Origin of the sequence: Pseudomonas sp. NPDC088414, assembly GCF_044753325.1 — a bacterium.
Classification (GTDB): Bacteria; Pseudomonadota; Gammaproteobacteria; order Pseudomonadales; family Pseudomonadaceae; genus Aquipseudomonas.
This window is the reverse complement of sequence record NZ_JBIVMY010000012.1, coordinates 83,707-109,183: the sequence shown is the minus strand read 5'-3', so window position 1 is coordinate 109,183 and position 25,477 is coordinate 83,707. Positions and strand designations below refer to the sequence as shown.

The 25,477-nt window shown below is 61.0% G+C and carries 21 protein-coding genes and 1 pseudogene; 9 read left to right on the top strand and 13 right to left on the bottom strand.

Annotated features, from left to right (window positions below; genetic code table 11):
• Positions 1 to 26: 26 nt before the first annotated feature.
• A complete protein-coding gene (gene betI / locus ACIP8I_RS13475; RefSeq protein WP_400761708.1) occupies positions 27 to 620 on the bottom strand; it encodes a transcriptional regulator BetI in 594 nt (197 codons plus the stop codon).
• A 428-nt stretch (positions 621 to 1,048) separates the two neighbouring features.
• On the opposite strand from betI, the gene betT reads away from it, so the two are divergent.
• Positions 1,049 to 3,046, top strand: coding sequence for a choline BCCT transporter BetT (gene betT, locus ACIP8I_RS13470; RefSeq protein WP_400761706.1), 1,998 nt, complete (start codon positions 1,049 to 1,051; stop codon positions 3,044 to 3,046).
• A 196-nt stretch (positions 3,047 to 3,242) separates the two neighbouring features.
• Here betT and choV read toward each other — a convergent pair whose 3' ends face one another.
• From choV to ACIP8I_RS13455, 3 genes are all read right to left on the bottom strand, one after another.
• Positions 3,243 to 4,421, bottom strand: coding sequence for a choline ABC transporter ATP-binding protein (gene choV / locus ACIP8I_RS13465; protein WP_025108532.1), 1,179 nt, complete (start codon positions 4,419 to 4,421; stop codon positions 3,243 to 3,245).
• On the bottom strand, positions 4,418 to 5,263 hold the full coding sequence (gene choW / locus ACIP8I_RS13460; RefSeq protein WP_400761702.1) for a choline ABC transporter permease subunit: 846 nt from the start codon (positions 5,261 to 5,263) through the stop codon (positions 4,418 to 4,420). Before choW ends, choV begins: the two co-directional genes overlap by 4 nt.
• Before the next feature lie 66 nt (positions 5,264 to 5,329).
• The gene (locus tag ACIP8I_RS13455; RefSeq protein WP_007962644.1) at positions 5,330 to 6,277 is read right to left on the bottom strand and encodes a choline ABC transporter substrate-binding protein; all 948 of its coding nucleotides are present in this window, start codon (positions 6,275 to 6,277) and stop codon (positions 5,330 to 5,332) included.
• A 436-nt stretch (positions 6,278 to 6,713) separates the two neighbouring features.
• On the opposite strand from ACIP8I_RS13455, the gene ACIP8I_RS13450 reads away from it, so the two are divergent.
• Both ACIP8I_RS13450 and ACIP8I_RS13445 read left to right on the top strand, forming a co-directional pair.
• Positions 6,714 to 8,090: an L-serine ammonia-lyase gene (locus ACIP8I_RS13450; protein ID WP_400761699.1), complete on the top strand. Its 1,377-nt coding sequence runs from the start codon at positions 6,714 to 6,716 to the stop codon at positions 8,088 to 8,090.
• 602 nt (positions 8,091 to 8,692) lie between these two features.
• On the top strand, positions 8,693 to 9,796 hold the full coding sequence (locus ACIP8I_RS13445; RefSeq protein WP_007949927.1) for a GlxA family transcriptional regulator: 1,104 nt from the start codon (positions 8,693 to 8,695) through the stop codon (positions 9,794 to 9,796).
• 153 nt (positions 9,797 to 9,949) lie between these two features.
• On the opposite strand, the gene ACIP8I_RS13440 is transcribed toward ACIP8I_RS13445, so the two are convergent.
• From ACIP8I_RS13440 to ACIP8I_RS13415, 6 genes are all read right to left on the bottom strand, one after another.
• Positions 9,950 to 10,213, bottom strand: coding sequence for a hypothetical protein (locus tag ACIP8I_RS13440; protein WP_007962640.1), 264 nt, complete (start codon positions 10,211 to 10,213; stop codon positions 9,950 to 9,952).
• A 398-nt stretch (positions 10,214 to 10,611) separates the two neighbouring features.
• Complete coding sequence (locus ACIP8I_RS13435) at positions 10,612 to 11,775, bottom strand: gamma-butyrobetaine dioxygenase (RefSeq protein ID WP_400761696.1); 1,164 nt, start codon at positions 11,773 to 11,775, stop codon at positions 10,612 to 10,614.
• A gap of 23 nt (positions 11,776 to 11,798) precedes the next feature.
• Entirely contained in the window at positions 11,799 to 12,275 is a 477-nt protein-coding gene (locus ACIP8I_RS13430) for a thioesterase family protein (protein WP_400761693.1), read from the bottom strand.
• A 204-nt stretch (positions 12,276 to 12,479) separates the two neighbouring features.
• A complete protein-coding gene (locus ACIP8I_RS13425; protein ID WP_400761690.1) occupies positions 12,480 to 13,445 on the bottom strand; it encodes an L-carnitine dehydrogenase in 966 nt (321 codons plus the stop codon).
• Positions 13,446 to 13,656: 211 nt separating this feature from the next.
• Positions 13,657 to 14,544 carry a 3-keto-5-aminohexanoate cleavage protein gene (locus tag ACIP8I_RS13420; RefSeq protein WP_007962632.1) on the bottom strand — a complete coding sequence of 296 codons (888 nt, stop codon included), beginning with the start codon at positions 14,542 to 14,544 and terminating at the stop codon, positions 13,657 to 13,659.
• A gap of 75 nt (positions 14,545 to 14,619) precedes the next feature.
• Positions 14,620 to 15,564 (bottom strand): choline ABC transporter substrate-binding protein, encoded by a 945-nt coding sequence (locus ACIP8I_RS13415; RefSeq protein ID WP_400761687.1) that lies wholly within the window; start codon positions 15,562 to 15,564, stop codon positions 14,620 to 14,622.
• Positions 15,565 to 15,755: 191 nt separating this feature from the next.
• Here ACIP8I_RS13415 and ACIP8I_RS13410 point away from each other — a divergent pair.
• Positions 15,756 to 16,755 (top strand): annotated as a pseudogene (locus ACIP8I_RS13410) (GlxA family transcriptional regulator).
• A 29-nt stretch (positions 16,756 to 16,784) separates the two neighbouring features.
• Here ACIP8I_RS13410 and ACIP8I_RS13405 read toward each other — a convergent pair.
• The 3 genes from ACIP8I_RS13405 to ACIP8I_RS13395 form a co-directional block, all read right to left on the bottom strand.
• Positions 16,785 to 17,201, bottom strand: a complete 417-nt coding sequence (locus ACIP8I_RS13405) for a DUF3010 family protein (RefSeq protein WP_064589572.1) — start codon at positions 17,199 to 17,201, stop codon at positions 16,785 to 16,787.
• A gap of 28 nt (positions 17,202 to 17,229) precedes the next feature.
• Positions 17,230 to 17,553, bottom strand: a complete 324-nt coding sequence (locus ACIP8I_RS13400; protein ID WP_047596501.1) for a helix-turn-helix domain-containing protein — start codon at positions 17,551 to 17,553, stop codon at positions 17,230 to 17,232.
• Between the two features lie 103 nt (positions 17,554 to 17,656).
• The gene (locus ACIP8I_RS13395) at positions 17,657 to 18,058 is read right to left on the bottom strand and encodes a lysozyme inhibitor LprI family protein (RefSeq protein WP_400761683.1); all 402 of its coding nucleotides are present in this window, start codon (positions 18,056 to 18,058) and stop codon (positions 17,657 to 17,659) included.
• A gap of 234 nt (positions 18,059 to 18,292) precedes the next feature.
• Here ACIP8I_RS13395 and ACIP8I_RS13390 point away from each other — a divergent pair, with 234 nt between their 5' ends.
• From ACIP8I_RS13390 to ACIP8I_RS13370, 5 genes are all read left to right on the top strand, one after another.
• Entirely contained in the window at positions 18,293 to 19,270 is a 978-nt protein-coding gene (locus tag ACIP8I_RS13390) for a dipeptidase (RefSeq protein ID WP_007962626.1), read from the top strand.
• 78 nt (positions 19,271 to 19,348) lie between these two features.
• Entirely contained in the window at positions 19,349 to 19,882 is a 534-nt protein-coding gene (locus ACIP8I_RS13385; protein ID WP_108589013.1) for a DUF5943 domain-containing protein, read from the top strand.
• A gap of 152 nt (positions 19,883 to 20,034) precedes the next feature.
• Positions 20,035 to 22,095 carry a dimethylglycine demethylation protein DgcA gene (gene dgcA, locus ACIP8I_RS13380; protein ID WP_400761679.1) on the top strand — a complete coding sequence of 687 codons (2,061 nt, stop codon included), beginning with the start codon at positions 20,035 to 20,037 and terminating at the stop codon, positions 22,093 to 22,095.
• 210 nt (positions 22,096 to 22,305) lie between these two features.
• The gene (dgcB, locus tag ACIP8I_RS13375) at positions 22,306 to 24,255 is read left to right on the top strand and encodes a dimethylglycine demethylation protein DgcB (RefSeq protein ID WP_400761676.1); all 1,950 of its coding nucleotides are present in this window, start codon (positions 22,306 to 22,308) and stop codon (positions 24,253 to 24,255) included.
• Positions 24,255 to 25,475, top strand: coding sequence for an electron transfer flavoprotein subunit alpha/FixB family protein (locus ACIP8I_RS13370; RefSeq protein WP_400761673.1), 1,221 nt, complete (start codon positions 24,255 to 24,257; stop codon positions 25,473 to 25,475). Before dgcB ends, ACIP8I_RS13370 begins: the two co-directional genes overlap by 1 nt.
• Positions 25,476 to 25,477: the final 2 nt, after the last annotated feature.

Genomic DNA, 25,477 nt, shown 5'->3' with positions numbered 1-25,477 from the left:
CAGGGGCCGAGCGTTTTCTGTGTGCTCTAGCTCACCTGCTTGGCCAATTGGAAATCCATGTATTCGTAAGCGATCTGTTGCGCCTGCGCCGTGTCGAAAGCGTCTCCCGACAGCGCGCCGCGCAACCACAAGCCGTCGATCAACGCTGCCAGTCCACGCGCGGCGCTGCGCGCATCTTCGAGCGGCAACACACGGCGGAACTCGCAGCACAGGTTGGAATACAGACGGTGATCGTTGATCCGCTGCAACCTGTGCAAAGACGGCTGGTGCATGCTGGTGGCCCAGACGGCCAGCCAGGTTTTCATTGCCGGGCCATTGACCTGGCTGGCGTCGAAGTTGCCTTCGATGATCACCTGCAGATGCGCCCGTGGGCTGCTGTCTGCCAGCGCCTGACGGCGCGCGGTGACGTTCTCGCTGAGGACATTCATCAGATACCGCATCGTGGCGGCGATCAGGCCATTCTTGTCCTGAAAATAGTGACTGATGATGCCATTCGAGACACCGGCCAAACGGGCGATCAGCGCAATGCTGGCGTCCCCCATACCGACCTGATCGACCGCCTGCAACGTGGCTTCGATCAGTTGTTGGCGGCGGATGGGTTGCATACCGACCTTGGGCATCTTGCACATCTCCTTAGGCCTTCCGACGGGCGATAAACGCCTATCGGATTGACGGCCAGTCTATTTTGTTTTGATTGAACGTTCAATCAACAAAGAATAAGATCTGCGACAAATCGTCGCTGCCTACAGATTTTTTCTGCTTGTAAATGGCGATAAAACGACATCCGAAAATGCTTGAAACCTGCGTGGGGCATGGCGCGGTTCGCTATTCGATGGACGTGTTGAATGGGCAAGACGCTCGGGGCCAGGTTTCGGATGAACGTCCGCACAGCTTTGGCCACGAAAGCGATTCGCAACGCCATTTCGGCAGGTTCGGGCTTTTTTCGGGGTGTCTTTATATCACCCGCCGGTCGGCTGCCAACTAACCGATTGGTCGGGTTCCGTGTTGCCTTGTGTTCTTCTCTCGCACTGCCTGGAGCATTTGTGCCATGAGTTCTGCCTCGCTTATAAAGACCCCGCCCGAGAAGGTGACGGTCAACGGTTGGGTGTTTTACACCTCTACCGCGTTGATTCTGTTGTTGACCGCCATTCTGATCATCGCCCCGCAAGAGGCCGGCAGAATGTTGGGTATGGCTCAGGCCTGGTTGTCGCGCAGCTTCGGCTGGTACTACATGGTGGTGATCGCCGCCTACCTGGTGTTTGTGGTGGGCCTGGCGTTTTCCTCCTACGGCAAACTCAAACTGGGCAGCAAGGACGACACCCCGGATTTCAGTTACGGCGCCTGGGCGGGGATGCTGTTCTCGTCGGGTATCGGTATTTCGCTGCTGTACTTCGGCGCGTCCGAGCCGCTGGACCATTACTTCAATCCGCCGGAAGGCGCAGCGGCCACCAACCTGGCCGCGCGTCAGGCGGTGCAACTGACTTTCCTGCACTGGGGCCTGCACGGCTGGGCGATCTATGCGCTGGTCGGTCTGGCCGTGGCGTACTTCGCTTACCGTCATAACCAGCCGCTGGCCCTGCGCTCGGCGCTGTACCCACTGGTCGGCGAACGCTGGGTCAAGGGCGCCGCCGGTCACGCGGTGGACGGCTTCGGCATGTTCGTGACCCTGCTGGGTCTGGTGACCAACCTGGGGATCGGCTCGTTGCAGGTGTCCTCGGGTCTGGAAAACCTGTTCGGCATGGAGCACAGCAACACCAACCTGCTGATCGTGATCATCGTGATGAGCACCGTGGCCACCATCGCTGCCGTGTCCGGCGTGGAAAACGGCATTCGTCGTCTGTCCAACCTGAACATCGTGCTGTTCAGCGGTTTGCTGATTTTCGTCCTGCTGTTCGGCCCGACCCTGCACCTGCTCAACGGCTTCGTGCAGAACATCGGCGACTACCTCAACGGCGTGGTGCTGAAGACCTTCGACCTGTACGTCTATGAAGGCGACAGCGCCAAGTCCGACCGCTGGCTGGGCCTGTGGACTCTGTTCTACTGGGCGTGGTGGATTTCCTGGGCACCTTTCGTAGGCATGTTCATCGCCCGTATTTCCCGTGGTCGTACCGTGCGCGAGCTGGTCGCTGGCGTACTGCTGATTCCGCTGGGCTTCACGTTGGCGTGGCTGTCGATCTTCGGTAACTCGGCACTGGACCTGGTGATGAACCAGGGGGCGGTGGAACTCGGCAAGACGGCGCTGGAACAGCCATCGATGGCGATCTACCAGTTGCTGGAACACTACCCGGCGTCGAAAGTCGTCATCGGTGTGTCGATCTTTGTTGGTTTCGTGCTGTTCCTGACCCCGGCCGACTCCGGCGCGGTGATGATGGCGAATCTGTCCTGCAAGGGCGGCAACGTTGATGAAGATGCGCCGCACTGGCTGCGGATCTTCTGGTCGGTGGTGATCACGCTGGTGACCATCGGTCTGCTGTTCGCTGGTAACTTCGAAGCCATGCAAACCATGGTGGTGCTGGCCGGTCTGCCGTTCTCGGTGGTGCTGGTGTGCTTCATGTTTGGCCTGCACAAGGCGATGCGCCAGGACGTGCAGATCGAACAGGAGCAGGCGCAACTGGCTGAGCGCGGTCGTCGTGGTTTCAGCGAGCGTCTGACGCAGCTGGATCTGCAACCGAGCCAATCGGTGGTGCAACGCTTCATGGACAAACACGTGACGCCGGCATTGGACGACGCTGCTGCGCAACTGCGTGCACAGGGTCTGGAAGTGCAGACGCTGCTGGGCAAATCCAAACGTTGCATGGGCGTGCGCGTCGAGATGGAAGAGGGCAATCCTTTCGTCTATGAAGTGAGCCTGGACGGCTACCTGGCGACCCCGACCGAATCGGCCCAGTCCGATGAAGCGCGCCAGCGTTACTACCGCGCCGAGGTGTATCTGCACAACGGCAGCCAGGACTATGACCTGATGGGCTTCACGCAGGATCAGATCACACGCGATGTGCTCGATCAGTTTGAAAGCCATCGGCAGCTCCTTGGCCGGGTGTATAGCTAACCCTTGAGTTAATGGTGAAGCTGTTGTGGCGAGGGAGCTTGCTCCCTCTGGGTTGCGAAGCGACCCCAGGAATTTGTGAGTGCTGCGCACTCAAGCGGGAGCAAGCTCCCTCGCCACAGTTGTCCATGTCTCATGTCAATTTCTGTACCAACAAAAACGCCGCGATCCTCTCGCGGCGTTTTCGTATCCGGGCGGCTTACCCCAGGTTTTTGCCCAGCAACGCGTGATACAGCTCGCTGTCGCCCAGAATCCCCACCACATGATTGTTGTCGTGCAGCACCAGTTTGTTGCCGGTCTGGTAACGGATCTGCAGCGCGTCACGCATGCCGATGTTCGAGTCCACCAGTGTCGGTTTGCGCTCCAGGCCTTCCACCGCTTGCCCCGGTGCCCAGTTCTGCAGGTTCAGTACCGAACCGTTCTGCCGTGCGCCCTTGATGGTGTTGCCTTCAGCCAGGTCCAGCCACGAATCGCCACCCGGGTCGAGGCACACCGAACCGTTGATGCGTTTGCAGTTGTCCAGCGTGCGCATCAGGCTGCGACCGCAGAGCACATTGAGCGGGTTGGTATGGGCCACGAAGGTGCGCACATAGTCGTCCGCGGGGTTGAGCACGATCTCTTCCGGCACGCTGTACTGGATGATCCGGCCGTCCTTCATGATCGCGATGCGGCTACCCAGTTTGAGTGCCTCGTCGAGGTCGTGACTGACAAACACGATGGTCTTGCTCAGCTTGCGTTGCAGTTCCAGCAGTTCGTCCTGCAGGCCTTGGCGGATCAGCGGGTCGAGTGCCGAGAACGGTTCGTCCATCAGCAGAATGTCGGCGTCCATCGCCAGCGCCCGGGCCAGGCCGACCCGCTGCTGCATGCCGCCGGAGAGTTCATCGGGCTTCTTGTTGCGCCATTGGGTCAGGCCCACCAGTTCGAGCTTGTCGTCGACCAGCTTGCGCCGTTCCTTTTCCGGTCGGCCCTGCATTTCCAGACCGAAACTGATGTTCTCGCGCACCGTCAGCCACGGCATCAGGGCGAACTTCTGGAACACCATGGCGATGCGTTTGGTGCGCATCATTTTCAGTTCGGCCGGCGTGCAGGAAGCGATATCGATCTGCTTGCCTTCGTGCTCGACGAACAGCTTGCCGCGGCTCACGGTGTTGAGGCCGTTGATGCAGCGCAGCAGGCTCGACTTGCCGGAGCCAGAGAGGCCCATCAGTACGCAGATCTCGCCCTTGTTGATGTCCAGACTGGCCTTTTCCACGCCGACGATCTGCCCGGTCTTTTTCAGGATCTCGTTGCGCGTCATACCCTGATCCAGCAGCTTGAGTGCCTCGCGTGGATCTTTGGAGAAGATTACGTCGACGTCTTCGAAGCGAATTATGCTCATGCTTCACTCCCTACTTTAGCGTCGGGTTGTTTGCAGATACGGTCGAGCATGATCGCCAGCAGTACGATCGCCAGGCCTGCTTCGAAGCCCAGGGCGATATCAGCAGTGTTCAGTGCGTTGACCACCGGTTTGCCGAGTCCGTCGGCGCCCACCAGTGCCGCGATCACCACCATCGACAGCGACAGCATGATGCACTGGGTGATGCCGGCCGCGATGCTCGGCATGGCGTGAGGCAGTTCGATCCGTGAGAGCAATTGGCGACGCGAGCAGCCGAAGGCTTTGCCGGCGTCCATCAGTTCTTGCGGGACATCGCGGATGCCCAGGTAGGTCAGGCGGATCGGCGCAGCGATGGCGAATACCACCGTGGAGATCAGGCCTGGCACCACGCCCAGCCCGAAGAGGGTCAGGGTCGGAATGAGGTAAACGAAGGTCGGTACGGTCTGCATCAGATCGAGTACCGGACGCATTAAAGTGTAGAACATTGGCTTGTGCGCGGCGACGATGCCCAACGGCACGCCGATGACCACGCAGACCAGGGTCGCGAACATGACCTGGGCGAGGGTTTCCATGGTTTCCTGCCAGTACCCCAGATTGAGGATCAACAGGAACGAGGCAATCACAAAAACAGTCAGCCCCCATTTGCGCTGGATGAAATGCGCGAGCAGGGCGATGAGGCCGATCAAGACAAAGGGATTGAACCAGGTCAGCGCAAACGTCACGCCGTGGATCATCGTTTCCAGTGTCACGGCGATTGCGTCGAAAGTGCTGGCGCCGTGTTGCGTCAACCATTCGACGAAGCCCGCGATGTACTGGCCTAAAGGGATTTTCTGATCAATCAGCATGGTAGTGAACGTCCGCATGCAAGGAATAAACAGCCCGGGCGAGCGAACCCGCCCGGCGTAAGGCAATTACTGTGCGAGCTTGGCTTTCACGGCTTCCAGGCCAGGTTTACCGTCAATGGTGGTCACGCCAGCGAGCCAGGTATCGAGCACCTGTGGATTCTTTTTCAGCCAGGCCTTGGCGGCCGCTTCAGGCTTCATCTTGTCGTCGAGGATGTTGCCCATCAGTTCGCTTTCCATGTCGACATTGAACTCCAGGTTTTTCAACAACTGACCGACGTTGCTGCATTCGGTGGAGTAGCCCTTGCGGGTGTTGGTCGCCACGGTGGCGGCACCGAAGTCGGGGCCGAAGAAGTCATCGCCGCCGGTCAGGTATTGGATCTTGAAGCGCTTGTTCATCGGGTGCGGTGCCCAGCCGAGGAAGACCACGGCGGTGTCGCGTTTCTGCGCACGGTCGACCTGCGAGAGCATGCCCGCTTCGGACGATTCGACGACCTTGAAACCGGCGTCCTTCAGACCGAAGGCGTTCTTGTCGATCATGCTCTGGATCAGGCGGTTGCCGTCGTTGCCAGGCTCGATGCCGTAGATCTTGCCGTCGAGTTCCTTCTTGAATTTGGCAATGTCGGCGAAGTCATGCAGACCCTTGTCATACAAGGCTTGCGGCACGGCGAGGGTGTACTTGGCGCCCTTGAGGTTGGTGCGCACGGTCTCCACGGTGCCGGCGTCGCGGTAGGCCTTGATGTCGTTTTCCATGGTCGGCATCCAGTTACCGAGGAACACGTCCATGTTCTTGCCGTCGGCCAGCGACTTGTAGGTCACGGGCACGGAAATCATGGTGGTCTTGGTCTTGTAGCCGAGGGCGTCGAGCACCACCGACGTGGTGGCGGTGGTGGCGGTGATGTCGGTCCAGCCGACATCGGAGAAATTCACGGTACTGCACTGCGCCGGTTCTGCGGCTTGAGCCAGTAACGGCAGACTCAGCATGGCGGCCAACAACAACGACGGGGAACCTTTCATGGATGGACTCCTTGGTGTTTTTTTTGGCAGTGTTCCGACTGTGGACCACCGCACTTATAGGTTGCGGTTGGATGGCGTTCTGGAGACAGCTCTACCACGGCGCCTTGCAATCGAGTCATAACGATCATGTACCAGTGAAAATCTGACGCCTACAGGGTGGGTCGTATCCAGTACAGGGATGGTCGCATCCAGTGTCAGTGACGTCGTTTACAGCTTTTTTCTGCCCCGTTTGGCCATCTGAACCGCATAAAAACGGCGAAAACAGGGGAGGAAACCGGCACGGCGTTGGTGGGCATGAGTGCGTCGGTGTCAGACGCCGGGCGACCTGACAAAAGCCTGATGATGCGGGCATTCCGGCGGATCGCAGCTTGAGCGTAGCAGCTCCGCCAGCGGGCGCCTGACGCCCGGGAACGGCATCCTCAGGAGCTCTGCAGCAATGGCTATCAGCGTTTTCGACCTGTTCAAAATCGGCATCGGCCCGTCCAGTTCCCACACCGTCGGCCCGATGCGCGCCGCCGCCCTGTTTGTCGAAGCGCTACGCGACCGGCACCTGCTGGAGCAGGTACGGCGTATAGAAGTGCAACTGTTCGGCTCGCTGTCGGCTACCGGTATCGGGCACGGCAGCGACAACGCGGTGATCATGGGCCTGATGGGCGAATGGCCGGACGCAATCGACCCGTCGCAGATCGGCCCGCGCATTCAGGCGCTGCGCGAAACTCATACGCTGTTATTGGATGGTCGTCTGTCGGTGCCGTTTATATGGGCTCGCGACATGCGCCTGATCGATGAAAACCTGCCGTTCCATCCCAACGCCATGACCCTGGTTGCCGAAGGCGATCACGGCGAGATTCATCGCGACACCTACTATTCGGTCGGTGGCGGTTTTGTCGTGGATCAGGCGCAGGCATCCAGCGGTGTGGTCGATCTGGATCGCACCGAATTGCCTTATGACTTTTCCAGTGCGGTGGAGCTGCTGCAGCTGTGCCAAAAGAACAACCTGCGCGTCGCCGAACTGATGATGGCCAACGAAAAGGTCTGGCGCAGTGAAGAGGAAATCCGTGCCGGGCTGATGAAGCTGTGGCGGGCGATGCAGGATTGCGTCGAGCAGGGCCTCAAGCATGAAGGCATCCTCCCCGGCGGTCTCAATGTGCGCCGGCGCGCGGCCAAGTTGCATCGCAGCCTGCAGGAATTGAACAAGCCCAACGTGATCGGCTCGACCCTCAGTGCCATGGAGTGGGTCAACCTGTTTGCCCTCGCGGTCAACGAAGAAAACGCCGCGGGCGGGCGCATGGTCACCGCACCGACCAATGGCGCGGCAGGGATCATTCCGGCGGTGTTGCACTATTTTATGAAGTTCAGCGAAGCAGTCACCGACGCCAACGTCGTCGACTACTTTTTGGGTGCGGCAGCGGTGGGGATTCTGTGCAAGAAGAACGCTTCGATCTCCGGTGCTGAAGTCGGCTGCCAGGGTGAAGTGGGTTCGGCCTGCGCGATGGCGGCGGCGGGGCTGGCGGAGATCCTCGGCGCGACGCCTGAGCAATTGTGCAACGCGGCGGAAATCGGCCTGGAACATAACCTTGGTCTGACCTGCGACCCGGTCGGCGGCCTGGTGCAGGTGCCGTGCATCGAGCGCAACGCAATTGCCGCTGTGAAGGCGATCAACGCGGCGCAGATGGCCCTGCGCGGCGATGGTCAGCACTTCATCTCGCTGGACCGGGTGATCCGCACCATGCGTGATACCGGCGCCGATATGCATGACAAATATAAAGAGACCTCACGGGGTGGTCTGGCGGTCAGCGCCGTTGAGTGCTGACACATTTTTCTGTGGCGAGGGAGCTTGCTCCCGCTCGGCTGCGCAGCAGTCGCAATCAGCTTGGTGCGTTTCAACTGAGGGACCGCGAAGTCTGGTTTTGGGCCTGCTTCGCAGTCCAGCGGGAGCAAGCTCCCTCGCCACTAGAACCTGTAACCCTCCCTGGGAATATGAGCAGACCAGTCAAAACTGCTCACCAAGTGCACACGCTAATCAAATCACGCCACCTTTTAGCGCGTCGCAATCAGACAAGAGCTTTTCCCACTCGCAGTGCGCCATTCGCACCCACTACCGTCCGTCACCCGTGCTTGCGGTGACACTCTGAAACAACCCCGCGCAAGCCTGTTCCCACAAGTGCTACCGATCTGCTCACAGGCAGCGGGGCAGGGCTCTCGACGCCGCTGATGGCACTTCGAAACACCCTGTGTCCGACGTCTTGAATAGACACGTCGCGACGTCGTTTTCAGGAGTTATTGAACAGCCATTCAATTTTAGGCATGGCAATTGCTCTGTCATAACAAAGCCCGTCTCCCACGCGAGAACGCCGGCAATAACAAGAGCCTCCGCCTGAGGCCATCACCCGCTTTGTGTGAGGAGATACCGCGATGACGTCGTTCAACTCCGGGGCCCAACCCCAGAACCGTGCGCCTCAATCCATCGGCTTTCTGCTGCTGGACAATTTCACGCTGATTTCTCTGGCCTCCGCAGTCGAACCCCTGCGCATGGCCAACCAATTGTCCGGTCGTGAGCTGTATCGCTGGAGCACCCTCACCGTCGATGGCGGCCAGGTGTGGGCCAGTGACGGTCTGCAAATCACCCCCGATGCCTCCATGCATAAAGCTCCGCCCCTGGACACCGTGATCGTCTGCGGCGGGATCGGCATTCAACGCACCGTGACCCGTGAACACGTGTCATGGCTGCAAAGCCAGGCGCGTCAGTCCAAGCGTCTCGGTGCGGTGTGCACCGGCAGTTGGGCTTTGGCTTGTGCCGGTCTGCTCGACGGTTTCGATTGCAGCGTGCACTGGGAATGTCTGGCAGCGATGCAGGAAGCGTTTCCGCGCGTGGCCATGAGCACTCGCCTGTTCACCCTCGACCGTAACCGTTTCACCAGCTCCGGCGGCACCGCGCCACTGGACATGATGCTGCACCTGATCAGTCGCGATCACGGCCGTGAGCTGTCCGCCGCGATCTCGGAAATGTTCGTCTACGAACGCATCCGCAACGAGCAGGATCATCAGCGTGTGCCGCTCAAGCATATGCTCGGCACCAACCAGCCGAAGCTGCAGGAAATCGTCGCGCTAATGGAAGCCAATCTGGAAGAGCCGATCGACCTCGACGAACTGGCGGTGTACGTCGCCGTGTCGCGTCGACAGCTGGAGCGGCTGTTCCAGAAATACCTGCACTGCTCGCCGTCGCGCTACTACTTGAAGCTGCGCCTGATCCGCGCGCGGCAGTTGCTCAAGCAAACGCCGATGTCGATCATCGAAGTCGCGTCGGTGTGTGGTTTCGTCTCGACGCCGCACTTCTCCAAGTGCTACCGCGAATACTTCGGCATTCCGCCGCGTGACGAGCGCGTAGGCTCCAACACCACCCAGCAAGTGGCGATGCTGCCGCTGCCGCAGGCGATCGTGATGTCGCCACTGTCGGGGCCGATGTCGGCGTTGAGTCAGGCGCGTAATGAGTCGACGTTTGCCAGCGTAAGGCTGTAGACCGGACCGTTTTTGTGGCGAGGGAGCTTGCTCCCGCTCGGGCGCGAAGCGCTCGTTAAACCTGCGAATGCGATTTATGTGGAATAGAGCATCTGCCGGTTTGGGGCCGCTTCGCGGCCCAGCGGGAGCAAGCTCCCTCGCCACAGTTACTTGTCAGGCGCTGTGGCTTTGCTGGTAATCCGCCAACGCCGGCAACAACTGCTTGTCGATCGCCTGGCGCACCGCAGGCTGGATACTGGCGCCGCTGGTGTACATGTCCTTGACCATCTTGCGCAGTTCAAACGCGCGAACATTGTCCAGACCACGCACCGCGCACTCGCAGGCCTGCTCCGCTGTGGAGCCGCTCGGCACCTGAAACCCCAATGCCTTGAGCTGGCCCAGCAGGTCTTCCTGATCGATCAAATCGGCGTACATCATGGCGCGCATCCTTCTTCGGTAACGGAGGTCGTGGCTCGATTCTGGTAGGCCTGCGGAGGGACGGCAAGGGCGATTTGTCGCAGTGGCTGCGACGGCTATGAACAGGTCGTTTTCGGCTAACTGACCGCCCTGGGGAGTGGGCACACTGGACTCAGCTCGCTACACGACGGTTTGGTCACCCTCGACTGGCAGCTCCTCAACAGTACCCTCTGCCCCGATCCTGTCACGGCTTGTATCGGGGCTTTTTTTGGTCTGTGAATAAGAGAAGTCCGAGTTGTTTTTTTGCTGACGCCATCGCTGGCAAGCCAGCTCCCACAGGTTTTGGGTCTGGTCACTTATTTGTCATCGACGCCGAACCCTGTGGGAGCGGGCTTGCCCGCGAAGAACGATGACGCGGTTTACCTTTGCAACACCAGAATCCGCGACAACAACTCATCCCGGTCGATGTAGCAGCCCTGAAAATGCCGCGCCCCGGTGGCCGGATCAAACGCATTGCGTGCGTGCAGCGTACGGCGGTTATCGAAGCACCACAGCTCGCCCGGATTGAGCCGCTGCATCAGCCGAAACCGTGGCTCGCGGGTCATCGCAATCAAGCGCCGATAGGCGCGATACAGCAGCGGCATCTGCTCCACCGACGTATCGAATGCGCCGCGCAAAAAGTTCGCCATGCGCATCTCCGTAACCCGGCCCAACGCGTCCAGCGCAATGATCGGCGCCAGGCAGCGATAGTCGCTGTGACGATCCTTGTTGCGAAACTCTACGGGGATCTCGCACAGCGCCTGAAACAGCTCCGGTGCTTCCTGACGCAACGCGTCGGCAATCGCAAAACCGTCGACAAAAATACTCTCGCCACCCTCGGCATCATTCACCAGGCAATGCAGAAATTGCAGACCCGGTTGCAGCTCGCGAGTCGGCAAGTCGGTGTGCAACGGCAGGTTGAAAGCGGTGTAGGCGTTGCTGTCGGCATCGGCCTTGGACTGCACGTTGAACAGCACGCCGAAGTTGCTCTCGCGGATGAACGAAATGCGCTGCGCGATCAGTTTCAGCGAGCCCGGTTCGGTGGGCACGCCGCGCACTTGGGTCAGGCCGATGTCGCGTACCGCGAGCAGCCAATGCAGCAGGGCGCCGTTGTCATTCATCAACGCGGCGTAGTCAAACACCGGCAACTGCAGATCGCTGCGCCACAGGTAAGCCTTGGGCTTGGCGGCCAGACGTTCGGCGCGGGATTCGTCGTCATAGGCGTGCGCGCGCAACCAGCCGGGGTCGAAGCGGCTCTGGTGACCGTCCTGCCAGTCGATGCGCAGGCAGCCGTCGCTGTCGATATGGGCGGCGGCAGGTTTGAGGTCGGCTGCGGCATCGACGATCTCGAACACCTGCTCGCGAGTGACGGTGTAGACGCACTGCTCGCACGGACAGTTGTCCCGCAACCAGACATGATGAAACGGGCTGATGCGGCCATCGGCCCAGGCAATCGACACGCGATCCGCCAGGTTCTGCACGCCGCTCAGCGCGCTGATCAACGGATAAGTACGGAAATCGGCAACAGCGGCAGCGGTGTGCATGGCGGTTCCTTGCGTGGGAGGAATTAACGGGCGGGTGGCAGGGCGATGACACGGCCGATGTAAGCCGGGGCGGGCAGATCGACTTGCTCGGCGACGATGGCTTGCAGACGGCTCAGGGTATCGGCGGTGAACGGTGCCGAGCGCGGACCGGCGAGATCGACGTGCAGCAGCATCTGCTCGTTGCCGGCCAATTCCTGGTCGTCGCCGGCCAGGTGCAGGCTGTGATAGAGGTGTAGGCGTTTGCTGTCATGGCCGATGATCTGCGTGCGCACTTCGACCTCGGCGTCGAGCTTCACTTCGTGCAGATAATTCAGATGCAGTTCGAGGGTGAACAGCGAGTGGCCGCTGGCTTCGCGGTTGTTGCTGTCCATGCCGAGACGGTCCATCAGCGCGTCGGTGGCGTAGCTGAAGATCAGCAGGTAGAAGGCGTCGCGCAGGTGGCCGTTGTAGTCGACCCAGTCGGGGATGATTCTGGTTTGGTAGGTGGTGAGAGTGGGCATGATGTTGGTTCCGGCAGTTGAAGGGTCATCAAGATCAAAAGCCACCCCTCACCCCAGCCCTCTCCCCATAGGGGAGAGGGGGAAAGGGAGCAGATCGGGGGCTTTTCAAAGCCTGTGTTCGGCTCGGTATTTCAAGTCGGTGTAACTCGCCCATTCACCTCGGTCAGTCCCCTCTCCCCCCGGGAGAGGGTTAGGGTGAGGGGATCACTCGCTGAAACTCATTCCATGCTTTTCTTTGGTGGTCTTCACCGCCTCCAGCACCGCCAGCAGGCAGTCATCACGATAGCGCTCCAGCGCCGAAATGCTGTGGCGACCGAGCTGATCGGTGGTGCCATCGGCCACATCGTCAATCAGCTTGTCGGTCAGCTCCGGTGCCGGCAGGTAGGTCCATGGCAACTGCAACGCCGGGCCGAACTGCGACATGAAATGACGCATCCCAGCGTCACCACCGGCCAGCGTATAGGTCAGGAACGTGCCCATGAACGACCAACGCAGCCCGGCACCAAACCGTATCGCATCGTCGATCTCACCAGTGGTCGCCACCCCGTCGTTGACCAGATGCAGCGCCTCACGCCACAGCGCTTCGAGTAAACGGTCAGCGATAAACCCCGGCACTTCCTTGCGCACATGCAGCGGGCGCATGCCGAGGGATTCGTAGACTTTCATCGCCGCGTGCACGGCCTCGGGCGCGGTGTTCTTGCCGCCGACCACTTCCACCAGCGGCAGCAGGTAAACCGGGTTGAACGGGTGACCGACCACGCAGCGTTCAGGGTGGGTCGAGCTCTCGTAGAACTCGCTTGGCAGCAGGCCTGAAGTGCTGGAGCCGATCAGCGCATTGGGTTTGGCCGCTGCGCTGATTTTGCTGTGCAGATCGAGTTTCAGCTCGAGGCGTTCCGGGGCACTTTCCTGAATGAAATCGGCATCGCGTACGCACTCCTCGATGGTCGCGACAAAACGCAGTCGCTCTTGCGATGCGCCGGGCGCCAGGCCGTTTTTCTCCAGCGCACCCCAGGCATTCGCCACGCGTTTGCGCAGTGCGGCTTCGGCGCCAGGCGCCGGGTCCCAGGCCACCACGTCGAGGCCATGGGCGAGGGCGCGCGCAACCCAACCGCTGCCGATGACACCGCTGCCGAGGGCGGCGAAGGTTTTGATGTCGGTGATAAAGCTCATGACGATTTCCTGAGAGAGTTCGGTGGTCCTGTGGAAACTCTGTCTTGTGGCGAGGGGATTTATCCCCGATCGGCTGCGAAGCAGTCGTAAAACCAGCACTCTCGGTCTATCTGATGCCCGGGTTGTCAGGTCTTGGGGCGGCTTCGCCACCCATCGGGGATAAATCCCCTCACCACAGAATTCATTTCACAGAGGGAAATGGGTGGTTGGGTCAGCCGCGCTGGGTCAGGCCCATCTTCTTGCGGCCTTCAGCCGGGGTCAGCACCCGGGCGCCGAGGCGGCTGAGGATCTCGGTGGCGCGTTCGACCAGTTGGCCGTTGGTGGCCAGCACACCCTTGTCCAGCCACAGGTTGTCTTCCAGGCCGACCCGCACGTTGCCGCCGAGCAGCACCGCTTGTGCGGCCATCGGCATCTGCATGCGGCCGATGCCGAACCCGGCCCACACCGCATCGGCGGGCAGGTTGTCGACCATGGCTTTCATGGTGGTGGTGTCGGCCGGGGCGCCCCACGGTATGCCCAGGCATAGCTGGAACAGCGGGTTGTCGAGCAGGCCTTCCTTGATCATCTGCTTGGCGAACCACAGGTGACCGGTGTCGAAAATTTCCAGCTCGGCCTTCACCCCCAGTTCGGTGATGCGCTTGGCGCCGGCGCGCAGTTGCGCCGGGGTCGAGACGTAAATGGTGTCGCCGTCGCCGAAGTTCAGCGTGCCGCAATCGAGGGTGCAGATTTCCGGCAGCAGTTCTTCAACGTGGGCCAGACGGGTCAGCGGGCCGACCAGATCGGTGTTCGGGCCGAACTCCATCGGGTGCTCGCCGGCACCGATTTCCAGGTCGCCGCCCATCCCGGCGGTGAGGTTGACGATGATGTCGACGTCCGCCTCGCGGATGCGTTCCATCACTTCGCGGTACAGCGCCACGTCACGGCTGAATTTGCCGGTCTGCGGGTCGCGCACGTGGCAGTGGACGACGGTGGCGCCGGCCTTGGCCGCTTCCACCGCAGCCGCTGCAATCTGTTTCGGGGTGACCGGCACGTGGGGGCTTTTGGCGGTCGTGTCGCCAGCACCGGTGAGTGCGCAGGTGATGATGACGTCGTGGTTCATGGTGCGGTTTCCTTCAGGCGTGATGGGTCTGTCCGCAGCCCTTTGCGGGGCTGCGAAGCGTTGATTCGGGGTGATTTATTTGCTGGTCAGCTGCAGGTTTTCAGCGGCCGGTTTGCCGTCGAAAGTGGTCACACCGTCAAGCCAGCGCTGCTTGTCTTCGGGGTGATCCTTGAGCCACTGTTTGGCCGATTCGAAGGCATCCTTGTGGTCGAGCAGCGGTTGCATCATCCGGCTCTCGTCTTCGGCGGTGAACGTCAGGTTGCTCAGCAGGCGACCGACGTTCGGGCATTGTTCGGCGTACTTCGGCGCGGTGACCGTCCACACCGTGGCCATGCCTTCGTTCGGGCCGAGGGCGTCCTCGCTGCCGGTGAGATAAGTCATCTTGACGTTGACGTTCATCGGGTGCGGCGCCCAGCCGAAGAACACCACGGCTTCCTTGCGGCGTACGGCGCGGTCAACGGCGGCGAGCATCCCGGCTTCGCTGGACTCGACCAGCTGGAATTTGCCGAGGCCGAACTGGTTCTTGGCGATCATCGCCTTGATCTGCGTGTTGGCGCCCGAACCCGGCTCGATGCCGTAGATCTTGCCGCCCAGTTCCTTCTCGAATTTGGCGATGTCGGCGAAGGTTTTCAGGCCCTTGTCCGCCAGATAGGTCGGCACCGCGAGGGTGGCGCGGGCGTCCTTCAGGCTTGGTGCCGGCAGGACCTTGACTTGGTTGGCATCGACGAACGGGGTGATGGTCTGGGTCATCAGCGGGTTCCAGTAGCCGAGGAACAGGTCGAGCCGCTGATCGCGGATCCCGGCGAAGATGATTTGCTGGGAGGCGCTGGTTTGTTTGGTGCTGTAGCCGAGGCCGTCGAGCAGGACCTGGGTCATGGCACTGGTGGCGATCACGTCGGTCCAGTTGACCACGCCCATGCGCACGTTCTGGCACGAGGCGGGTTCGGCCGCCATGACGCTGGCGCTCAGGAAAGCGGTACCGCTGAGTGCAAGAACACAGCTGCTGATCAGTCGTTTCATGTCGGGTTCCTCGGCAGGTCGTTATTGTGAGTTCCGGCATCTGGCGTGCCGGTGATGCAAAGTTACGCAGCAACGGCCCCGTGAAAGCGCACTGCGGCGACTGGCATTTGCACTGTAGCGACCTGCGCGCTTGAACGCCGCCGCCAAACGGCGTATCAACGATCCACGCTACCCGCTAACCGAGTGCGCACATGTCCCAGGATTTCTACTTTCTGCTGATGCCGGGGTTTTCCGCCATCGGCTTCATCTCCGCGATCGAACCGCTGCGGGTGGCCAACCGCTTTCGTGGCGAGCTGTACCGCTGGCACGTGCTCAGCGCCGATGGCGGGGCGGTGCTGGCGAGCAATGGCATGTCGGTCAACGCCGACGCGGCGTTGGAGCCGCTGAAGAAAGGCGCGACGCTGTTAGTGGTGGCCGGATTCGAACCGCTGAAGTTCGCCACGCCGACCCTTGAGCACTGGCTGCGACGCCTGGACAACGAAGGCGTGACCCTTGGCGCTATCGACACCGGCAGCTTCGTCCTCGCGGAGGCCGGCCTGCTCGACGGTCATCGCCTGACCCTGCACTGGGAAGCCATCGATGCGTTCAAAGAGTCTTATCCACAGCTCAGCGTGACGCAGGAACTGTTCGAGATCGATCGGCGGCGCATCACCTCGGCGGGTGGCACCGCCTCCATCGATTTGATGCTCGACCTGATCGCCCAGGCCCATGGCCCGCAACTGGCCATCCAGGTCAGCGAGCAGTTCGTGCTGGGGCGGATCCGACCGCGCAAGGACCACCAGCGCATGGAAGTCGCCACGCGCTACGGCATCAGCAACAAGAAGCTGGTGCAGGTGATTGGCGAGATGGAACAACACAGCGAACCACCGCTGACCACACTGCAACTGGCGGAATCGATCAAGGTGACACGGCGGCAGCTGGAGCGCCTGTTTCGGCTGCACCTGAACGACACGCCGAGCAATTTCTACCTGCGCTTGAGGTTGGAAAAGGCCCGACAGTTGCTGCGCCAGACCGATATGAGCGTGCTCGAAGTCAGCATCGCCTGCGGCTTTGAATCACCGTCGTATTTCACCCGCAGCTATCGGGCGAAATTTGCCCGGTGCCCCCGCGAAGACCGGCGTACTGCCCAGGCTTAAAATCAAAAGATCGCAGCCTTCGGCAGCTCCTACATTGGAATGCATTTCCCTGTAGGAGCTGCCGAAGGCTGCGATCCTTTGATCTTACTTCTTCACCAACGCCGAACACGCCGCTTTATACGCCTCATGCTGATACTTGTTCAACGTCCCCGGCAGCTCAAAGTTGTGCTTCTTGGCCTGCGCATTGATCGTCTGCGGCGACAATAGCGTTACCTCGCACCCATCCAGCAACTGAAACACACCCTCGATCTTGAACGTGGTCGGCCCACCGGCAAACTCGCCCTTCTTGCTGCGCTTCTTGATCGCAATCCGGTCAATCGAATGCTCGCGCACAAACGAAGCGACCTGCGCCGCGAAGCGTTTGACGTTGGCCGCCTCGTCATCATCGTCGAGGGCGATTTTCTTGGTGTTGAGCGCCACATGGCTCAGCGTTGCCCCGTCAAGGGAGGCCACGGCGATGATCGCTTCGCTGCCTTTGATTTCGATGCCGCAGATGTTCATGGGAATTCCTTTGAATGAAGAGGGCAGCCTACAACTCAAGCTGATTGGCGGTGATGCCGAACGCTGCGGCAATTTTCTCGCGGGTTGCCTTGCGTGGCTTCGCTACCGTTTCCTGTTGAGCGAACGCCGGCTGGGAAATTCCCAGACGTTTCGCCACTTCTTCCTGAGTCAGGTTCAGGTGTTCGCGCCAGGCACGGATCGGTGTCGCCCCGTCGACCATGCGACTGACCACCTCATGCGGGATCAGATCGGGCTGCAATTTCTGCGCAACGTATTGAGCGTAGGGAATGACTACAAAGGCCGGGTTGCCTTCGGCATCGTTGATGATCTGGATGTCGACAGATTGAGTCATGGCACTGGAAATATAAGTCTTTTATAAGATTTTCGAATCTTTACTTATATTTTCCAGTCGGCCAATCAACAACGTTTGTCGGCATGTTGCCGAAATTACAGGATCACTCCTGCCCAATCGACTCCAAAAACTCCGACCGTTCGTCACTCATCCGCGCCACACAGTCATTCTGCGCGATCTTGAACGCCTTGCTGCCTTCGGTGGCGGGAAATGCTTCTACCGCGCAATCGGCGTCGCGGGTTTTCAGCCATTGTTGCTGGGCGGTTTTGAGTTTGGCGGTGATGTCGGCCAGTTGCGCGGCGTTTTTGCCGTAGGTGGCCTGCATGCGTTCGTTGAGGCTGGCGTAGTTGTCCTTGAGCAGGTCTTCGGCGGTGCTGCGGCTATAGGTCGAGCATTCCAGGGTCTGGACGTCGTTTTCCACCGCGTCGCACGGGTTGTTGTCGGTGTCTTCGGCGGCGTGTACGCCGGTCGCAATCAGTGCCAAAGCCAGGAAGATCGATTTCATGGTTGTCGCCGCTCTAATCCAGTGGTGTATCCAAGATGCGCCAGATTCTGGCTCAAGCTGGCGGGCTTGAACAGGTAGCTGATCGCAGCGCCTGGCGACCCTTTGTCGCGGATTGACGCTTTCGGCAATTCCCCTGTCGTTTTTGCACCCGGTCGCCCCGGCACCGAGGCATATGCTGGCCCCAAAGCGCCGGCAGACGATTCGGCGCATGAATCGCCAATAAGGGGACGCCTGATGAGCCCAGCCGAATTACACGCCGACAGCATCGTTATCGACGGTCTGATCATTGCCAAATGGAACCGCGAGCTGTTCGAAGACATGCGCAAGGGCGGTCTGACGGCGGCCAACTGCACCGTGTCGGTGTGGGAAGGCTTTCAGGCGACCGTGAACAATATTGCCGCCAGCCAGAAGCTGATCCGCGAAAACAGCGACCTGGTGATGCCGGTGCGCACCACCGCCGACATCCGTCGCGCCAAGGAGCAGGGCAAGACCGGCATCCTCTTCGGCTTCCAGAATGCCCACGCGTTTGAAGACCAGATCGGCTATGTCGAGGTGTTCAAGCAGCTCGGCGTCGGCATCGTGCAGATGTGCTACAACACCCAGAATCTGGTCGGCACCGGTTGCTACGAACGTGACGGCGGCCTGTCGGGTTTCGGTCGCGAAATCGTCGCCGAGATGAACCGCGTCGGCGTCATGTGCGACCTGTCCCACGTCGGTTCCAAGACATCCGAAGAAGTCATCCTCGAATCGAAAAAACCGGTCTGCTATTCCCACTGCCTGCCGTCGGGACTCAAAGAGCACCCACGCAACAAGTCCGATGCTGAACTGAAGTTCATCGCCGACCACGGCGGTTTCGTCGGCGTGACCATGTTTGCGCCATTCCTCGCCAAGGGCATCGACTCGACCATCGACGATTACGCCGAAGCCATCGAATACACCATGAACATCGTCGGCGAAGATGCCATCGGCATCGGCACCGACTTCACCCAGGGTCACGGCCAGGACTTCTTCGAATACCTGACCCACGACAAGGGCTACGCCCGTCGTCTGACCAGCTTCGGCAAGATCATCAACCCGCTGGGCATCCGCACCGTCGGCGAATTCCCGAACCTGACCGAAACCCTGCTCAAGCGCGGCCATTCCGAGCGTGTCGTGCGCAAGATCATGGGCGAGAACTGGGTGAACGTCTTGAAGGACGTCTGGGGCGAATAAGCCGCCGCACTTCTGAATCCTTTCCCCCGGCCGTCCGCGCCGGGGGCAACAAACCGAATTTTCTGGAGTTAAGTTTCCATGGCCAAGATCGCCCCGCAATTGCCAATCGAAGTCGACAGCGAGACCGGTGTCTGGACCTCCGACGCCCTGCCGATGCTCTACGTGCCACGCCACTTTTTCGTCAATAACCACATGGGCATCGAGGAAGTGCTGGGCGCCGACGCCTATGCCGAGATCCTCTACAAGGCCGGCTACAAATCCGCCTGGCACTGGTGTGAAAAAGAAGCCGAATGCCACGGTCTGGAAGGCGTCGCGGTGTTCGAGCACTACATGAAGCGCCTGTCGCAACGCGGCTGGGGCCTGTTCAAGATCCAGGACATCGACCTCGACAAAGGCACCGCCAGCGTCAAGCTCGAACACTCGGCGTTCGTCTATGTGTACGGCAAGGTCGGGCGCAAGGTCGACTACATGTTCACCGGCTGGTTTGCCGGCGCCATGGACCAGATCCTCGCCGCTCGCGGCAGCAAGATTCGTACGGTTGCCGAGCAAGTCTACGGTGGCTCCGAAGAAGGCCACGACGACGGCCTGTTCACCGTCAAACCTAAACAATAAGCAAATCGTTGAAAAAACGTAGCGAGCGAAGGCCAGGCAAGGCGAAGTCAGGCGAGAAAGCGGAGTTGACTTTAGTCAATGAGCATTTCGAGTCTGACTTCAACGCAGCATGGTCGAGCGCAGTAGTTTTTTAACGATTTGAGGAGACCGCCATGGCTTTCGAAGCTATGTTCCAGCCGATCCAGATCGGCAAACTGACCATCCGTAACCGCGTGCTCAGCACCGCGCACGCCGAGGTCTACGCGACTGACGGTGGCATGACCACCGAGCGCTACGTCAAATACTACGAAGAGAAAGCCAAGGGCGGCATCGGCCTGGCAATTTGCGGCGGCTCGTCGGTGGTCGCCATCGACAGTCCGCAGCAATGGTGGAGTTCGGTCAACCTGTCCACCGACCGGATCATTCCGCATTTCCAGAATCTCGCCGACGCCATGCACAAGCACGGCGCCAAAATCATGATCCAGATTACCCACATGGGCCGCCGCTCACGCTGGGACGGTTTCCACTGGCCGACCCTGATGTCGCCGTCGGGCATCCGTGAACCGGTGCACCGTGCGACCTGCAAGACCATCGAGCCGGAAGAAATCTGGCGGGTGATCGGCAACTACGCGCAAGCCGCGCGCCGCGCCAAGGCTGGCGGCCTGGACGGTGTCGAGCTTTCCGCCGTGCACCAGCACATGATCGACCAGTTCTGGAGCCCGCGCGTCAACAAGCGGACTGACGAATGGGGCGGCACCTTCGAAGGCCGGATGAAGTTTGGTCTGGAAGTGCTGAAAGCCGTACGCGCCGAGGTCGGTGACGACTTCTGCGTGGGCATGCGTATCTGCGGTGACGAGTTCCACCCGGATGGCTTGTCCCACGAGGACATGAAGCAGATCGCCAAGTATTACGATGACACCGGCATGCTCGATTTCATCGGCGTCGTCGGCTCGGGTTGCGACACCCACAACACCCTGGCCAACGTGATTCCGAACATGAGTTACCCGCCGGAGCCGTTCCTGCACCTGGCGGCCGGGATCAAGGAAGTGGTCAAGGTGCCGGTGCTGCACGCGCAGAACATCAAGGACCCGAACCAGGCCACGCGCATTCTTGAGGGCGGTTACGTCGACATGGTCGGCATGACCCGCGCGCACATCGCCGACCCGCACCTGATCGCCAAGATCAAGATGGGCCAGATCGACCAGATCAAACAGTGCGTCGGCGCCAACTACTGCATCGACCGTCAGTATCAAGGTCTGGACGTGCTGTGCATCCAGAACGCCGCGACGTCCCGTGAATACATGGGCGTGCCGCACATCATCGAAAAGTCCACCGGGCCGAAACGCAAGGTTGTGATCGTCGGTGCTGGCCCGGCCGGGATGGAAGCAGCACGCGTCTCTGCCGAGCGTGGCCACGACGTGACCCTGTTCGAGAAGAAGGAATTCATCGGCGGGCAGATCACCACCGCGTCGAAAGCGCCGCAACGTGACCAGATCGCCGGCATCACCCGCTGGTTCCAGCTGGAGCTGGCGCGGCTGAAAGTCGACCTGCGTCTGGGCACTGCGGCAGATGCCGACACCATCATGGACTTGCGTCCGGACGTGGTGGTGCTGGCTGTCGGTGGGCATCCATTCCTTGAGCAGAACGAACACTGGGGCGCTGCCGAAGGGCTGGTGGTCAGCAGCTGGGACGTGCTCGACGGCAAGGTCGCGCCGGGCAAGAACGTGCTGGTCTACGACACCATTTGCGAGTTCACCGGCATGTCGGTCGCCGACTTCCTCGCCGACAAGGGCAGCCAGGTCGAGATCGTTACCGACGACATCAAGCCGGGCGTGGCCATCGGCGGTACGTCGTTCCCGACCTACTACCGCAGCATGTACCCGAAAGAAGTGATCATGACCGGCGACATGATGCTGGAGAAGGTCTACCGCGAAGGCGACAAACTGGTGGCGGTGCTGGAGAACGAATACACCGGCGCCAAAGAGGAGCGGGTGGTCGATCAGGTGGTGGTGGAAAACGGCGTGCGGCCGGACGAGGAAATCTACTACGCACTCAAGGAAGGCTCGCGCAACAAGGGCCAGATCGACGTGGAAGCGCTGTTCGCGATTCAGCCGCAACCATCGTTGAGCAGCACCGGCGACGGCTACTTGCTGTTCCGCATCGGCGACTGCGTGGCGCAGCGCAATACCCACGCTGCGATCTACGACGCCCTGCGGCTCTGCAAGGATTTCTAACGGCATGACCACCATCACCTGTGGCGAGGGAGCTTGCTCCCGCTGGGCTGCGAAGCGGCCCCAAAACCTGTAGTCGCGGTGTATCAGGCATATACCGGCGACTGTATTGGGAATGCTGCGCACTCCAGCGGGAGCAAGCTCCCTCGCCACAAGTAGGTGCGTTGTTCTCAGCAGCGCGCAAATGACCCCGAGGTCTTTGGGAGCTTCACCATGTTGAACACCCTTCTTCCAATCCTGTTGTTCGCAGCCCTGGCCCTTGCGGTGCTGGGCGCGTTGCGGCGGGTGGCCATGTGGCGTCGGGGCCGGCCCTCGAAGGTCGATCTGCTCGGCGGCCTGTTCGCCATGCCCAAGCGCTACATGGTCGACTTGCACCACGTGGTGGCGCGGGACAAATACATCGCCAACACCCACGTCGCCACGGCCGGCGGTGCGGTGGCGTCGATCGTGCTGGCGATTCTGGTGCACGGTTTCGGCCTGCATAACCGCATCCTCGGCTACGCGCTGCTGCTGATGACGGCAGTGATGTTCGTTGGTGCGATCTTCGTTTATCGGCGTCGACTCAACCCGCCGTCGCGGCTGTCGAAAGGCCCGTGGATGCGCCTGCCGAAAAGCCTGCTGGCGTTCTCGGCCTCGTTCTTCCTGGTGACCCTGCCGGTGGCCGGGATCCTTCCGGAGAACTTCGGCGGCTGGCTGCTGGCGGCGATTCTCGGGCTCGGCGTTTTGTGGGGCGTGTCGGAGCTGTTCTTCGGCATGACCTGGGGCGGGCCGATGAAGCACGCCTTCGCCGGCGCCCTGCACCTGGCCTGGCACCGCCGCGCCGAGCGTTTTGGCGGCGGCCGTTCCACCGGTTTGAAGCCGCTGGATCTGAATGATCCAAGCGCGCCGCTCGGCGTGGAAAAGCCCAAGGATTTCACCTGGAACCAGTTGCTCGGTTTTGACGCCTGCGTGCAGTGCGGCAAGTGTGAAGCGGCGTGCCCGGCCTTTGCTGCGGGCCAGCCGCTGAACCCGAAAAAGCTGATTCAGGACATGGTCGTCGGCCTCGCTGGCGGCACTGATGCCAACTTTGCCGGCAGCCCGTATCCCGGCAAGCCCATTGGTGAACACAGCGGCAATCCGCACCAGCCGATCGTCAACGGTCTGGTCGATGCCGAAACCCTGTGGTCGTGCACCACCTGCCGCGCCTGCGTCGAGGAGTGCCCGATGATGATCGAGCACGTCGATGCCATCGTCGACATGCGCCGCCACCTGACTCTGGAAAAAGGTTCGACCCCGAACAAGGGCGCCGAAGTTCTGGAAAACCTGATCGCCACTGACAACCCCGGCGGTTTCGCTCCGGGCGGGCGGATGAACTGGGCGGCGGATCTGAACCTCACTCTGCTTAGCGAAAAGAAATCCACCGACGTGCTGTTCTGGGTCGGCGACGGTGCCTTCGACATGCGTAACCAGCGCACCTTGCGTGCGTTCGTCAAAGTGCTGAAAGCCGCGAAGGTCGACTTCGCCGTACTCGGCCTCGAAGAACGTGACAGCGGTGACGTGGCCCGGCGTCTAGGCGACGAAGCGACCTTCCAGCTGCTCGCCAAACGCAATATCCAGACCCTGGCCAAATACACCTTCAACCGCATCGTCACCTGCGATCCGCATAGCTTCCATGTGCTGAAAAACGAGTATGGCGCGTTCGACGGCAACTACTTGGTGCAGCACCACAGCACCTACATGGCGGAAATCATTCAGGCCGGTGCGCTCAATCTCGGTCAGCACAAAGGCAACAGCGTGACCTACCACGACCCGTGCTACCTCGGCCGTTACAACGGCGAATACGAGGCACCGCGCGAAGTGCTGCGTGCCCTCGGCATTGAGGTCAAAGAGATGCAACGTTCCGGCTTCCGCTCGCGCTGCTGCGGCGGCGGTGGCGGGGCGCCGATCACCGACATTCCCGGCAAGCAGCGGATTCCCGACATGCGCATGGATGACATCCGCGAGACCGGCGCCGAGCTGGTGGCAGTAGGTTGTCCACAGTGCACGGCGATGCTCGAGGGCGTGGTCGAACCGCGTCCGCTGATCAAGGATATCGCCGAACTGGTGGCCGACGCGCTGCTTGAAGATGCCGCGCCGAACAAGCCAGCCGCCCCGGCCAAACGTGAACCTGCGGAGGCCCATTGATGAGCGACATTATCCGCCGCGACCCGCGCGCCGAATGGATTGCGCGTAACCGTCTGCATCCGCTGCACGCGGCGATGCAACCGGCGCAACACAGCTGGATGGGCCCCAATGGCGTCATCCGCAAGAACCTGCACGGCATCGGTTTCATCGGCCCCAACGGCATCAAGCGTATCGACCGCAGCGGTGCTCAACAGGGCGGGGCGGTCAAACGCTCGGCCACGGTTGAAGTGCAGTTGCCGCTGCATCAGGTACCGGTCCCGGCGTTCTACATCAGCGTGGTGCCGGACATGGTCGGCGGTCGCCTGAGCAGCCACGACCGCGACTTGCTCGGCCTGGCTCATCAACTGGCCGGCAAGGACGGCGCGGTGCTGGCTGTGGTGTTTGGCGAACACAAAGAGAACGCCTTCGCCACGGCCGGCGTCGATCGCTTGCTGGTACTGGAGGGCGACCAATTCAGCGGTTATGCACCGGAGCAACGGGTGCAGGGCCTGCGGGCTGTGGATAACCAGTTCAATCCGCGCCACTGGCTGCTGCCGGACAGCCGCAGCGGTGGCGGCGAACTCGGTCGACGTTTTGCCGCGGCACTGGGCGAACGCCCGGCGACGCGGGTCTGGCAAGTCAAGGATCAGGAATGCATCGGCCGCGCTGGCGCGGGCCTGCAAGACCTGGCGCGACCGGTCGCACGCTTGATTCTGGCCGCAGCCGAATGCGCGGAACCGGTCAGCGAAACCCGTCATGAAGCACTGCCGGTGGAGTTATCCACAACGGTGGCGCGCAGCCTGTCGCGGATCGAGGATCTTGGCGCGGTCGCGGTGGACCCGGCGGCGATTCCGATGGCCGAAGCCGAGTTCATTTTCTCCGGCGGCAACGGGGTCAAGGACTGGGCGCTGTTCCACCAGACCGCTGCGGCGCTCGGCGCCACCGAAGGCGCCTCGCGGGTCGCGGTGGACGATGGCTTCATGGCCCGTGATCGGCAGGTCGGTGCGTCCGGCACTTGGGTCACCGCGCGGGTTTACGTGGCTGTGGGTATCTCCGGGGCGATCCAGCACCTGCAGGGCATTGGTGCCTGCGACAAGGTGGTGGCGATCAACCTCGACCCCGGTTGCGACATGATCAAACGCGCCGATCTTTCGGTGATTGGCGAGAGCGCGGAAATTCTTCAGGCGTTGATCGCGGCGGTAGCGGCTTACCGCAACGAAGCCAAGCGCGATGCGGCTTAAGG

Bases quoted from the DNA above. Each gene is read 5' to 3' on its own strand.
- dgcA (WP_400761679.1), top strand. From the start codon at position 20,035: ATGGCTTTCGAAGCTATGTTCCAGCCGATCCAGATCGGCAAACTGACC.
- betI (WP_400761708.1), bottom strand. From the start codon at position 620: ATGCCCAAGGTCGGTATGCAACCCATCCGCCGCCAACAACTGATCGAA.
- dgcB (WP_400761676.1), top strand. From the start codon at position 22,306: ATGTTGAACACCCTTCTTCCAATCCTGTTGTTCGCAGCCCTGGCCCTT.
- ACIP8I_RS13395 (WP_400761683.1), bottom strand. From the start codon at position 18,058: ATGAAATCGATCTTCCTGGCTTTGGCACTGATTGCGACCGGCGTACAC.
- betT (WP_400761706.1), top strand. From the start codon at position 1,049: ATGAGTTCTGCCTCGCTTATAAAGACCCCGCCCGAGAAGGTGACGGTC.
- ACIP8I_RS13370 (WP_400761673.1), top strand. From the start codon at position 24,255: ATGAGCGACATTATCCGCCGCGACCCGCGCGCCGAATGGATTGCGCGT.
- ACIP8I_RS13435 (WP_400761696.1), bottom strand. From the start codon at position 11,775: ATGCACACCGCTGCCGCTGTTGCCGATTTCCGTACTTATCCGTTGATC.
- ACIP8I_RS13420 (WP_007962632.1), bottom strand. From the start codon at position 14,544: ATGAACCACGACGTCATCATCACCTGCGCACTCACCGGTGCTGGCGAC.
- choW (WP_400761702.1), bottom strand. From the start codon at position 5,263: ATGCTGATTGATCAGAAAATCCCTTTAGGCCAGTACATCGCGGGCTTC.
- ACIP8I_RS13430 (WP_400761693.1), bottom strand. From the start codon at position 12,275: ATGCCCACTCTCACCACCTACCAAACCAGAATCATCCCCGACTGGGTC.
- ACIP8I_RS13390 (WP_007962626.1), top strand. From the start codon at position 18,293: ATGAGCCCAGCCGAATTACACGCCGACAGCATCGTTATCGACGGTCTG.
- ACIP8I_RS13450 (WP_400761699.1), top strand. From the start codon at position 6,714: ATGGCTATCAGCGTTTTCGACCTGTTCAAAATCGGCATCGGCCCGTCC.
- ACIP8I_RS13385 (WP_108589013.1), top strand. From the start codon at position 19,349: ATGGCCAAGATCGCCCCGCAATTGCCAATCGAAGTCGACAGCGAGACC.
- ACIP8I_RS13405 (WP_064589572.1), bottom strand. From the start codon at position 17,201: ATGAACATCTGCGGCATCGAAATCAAAGGCAGCGAAGCGATCATCGCC.
- ACIP8I_RS13455 (WP_007962644.1), bottom strand. From the start codon at position 6,277: ATGAAAGGTTCCCCGTCGTTGTTGTTGGCCGCCATGCTGAGTCTGCCG.
- ACIP8I_RS13400 (WP_047596501.1), bottom strand. From the start codon at position 17,553: ATGACTCAATCTGTCGACATCCAGATCATCAACGATGCCGAAGGCAAC.
- ACIP8I_RS13445 (WP_007949927.1), top strand. From the start codon at position 8,693: ATGACGTCGTTCAACTCCGGGGCCCAACCCCAGAACCGTGCGCCTCAA.
- choV (WP_025108532.1), bottom strand. From the start codon at position 4,421: ATGAGCATAATTCGCTTCGAAGACGTCGACGTAATCTTCTCCAAAGAT.
- ACIP8I_RS13440 (WP_007962640.1), bottom strand. From the start codon at position 10,213: ATGATGTACGCCGATTTGATCGATCAGGAAGACCTGCTGGGCCAGCTC.
- ACIP8I_RS13425 (WP_400761690.1), bottom strand. From the start codon at position 13,445: ATGAGCTTTATCACCGACATCAAAACCTTCGCCGCCCTCGGCAGCGGT.
- ACIP8I_RS13415 (WP_400761687.1), bottom strand. From the start codon at position 15,564: ATGAAACGACTGATCAGCAGCTGTGTTCTTGCACTCAGCGGTACCGCT.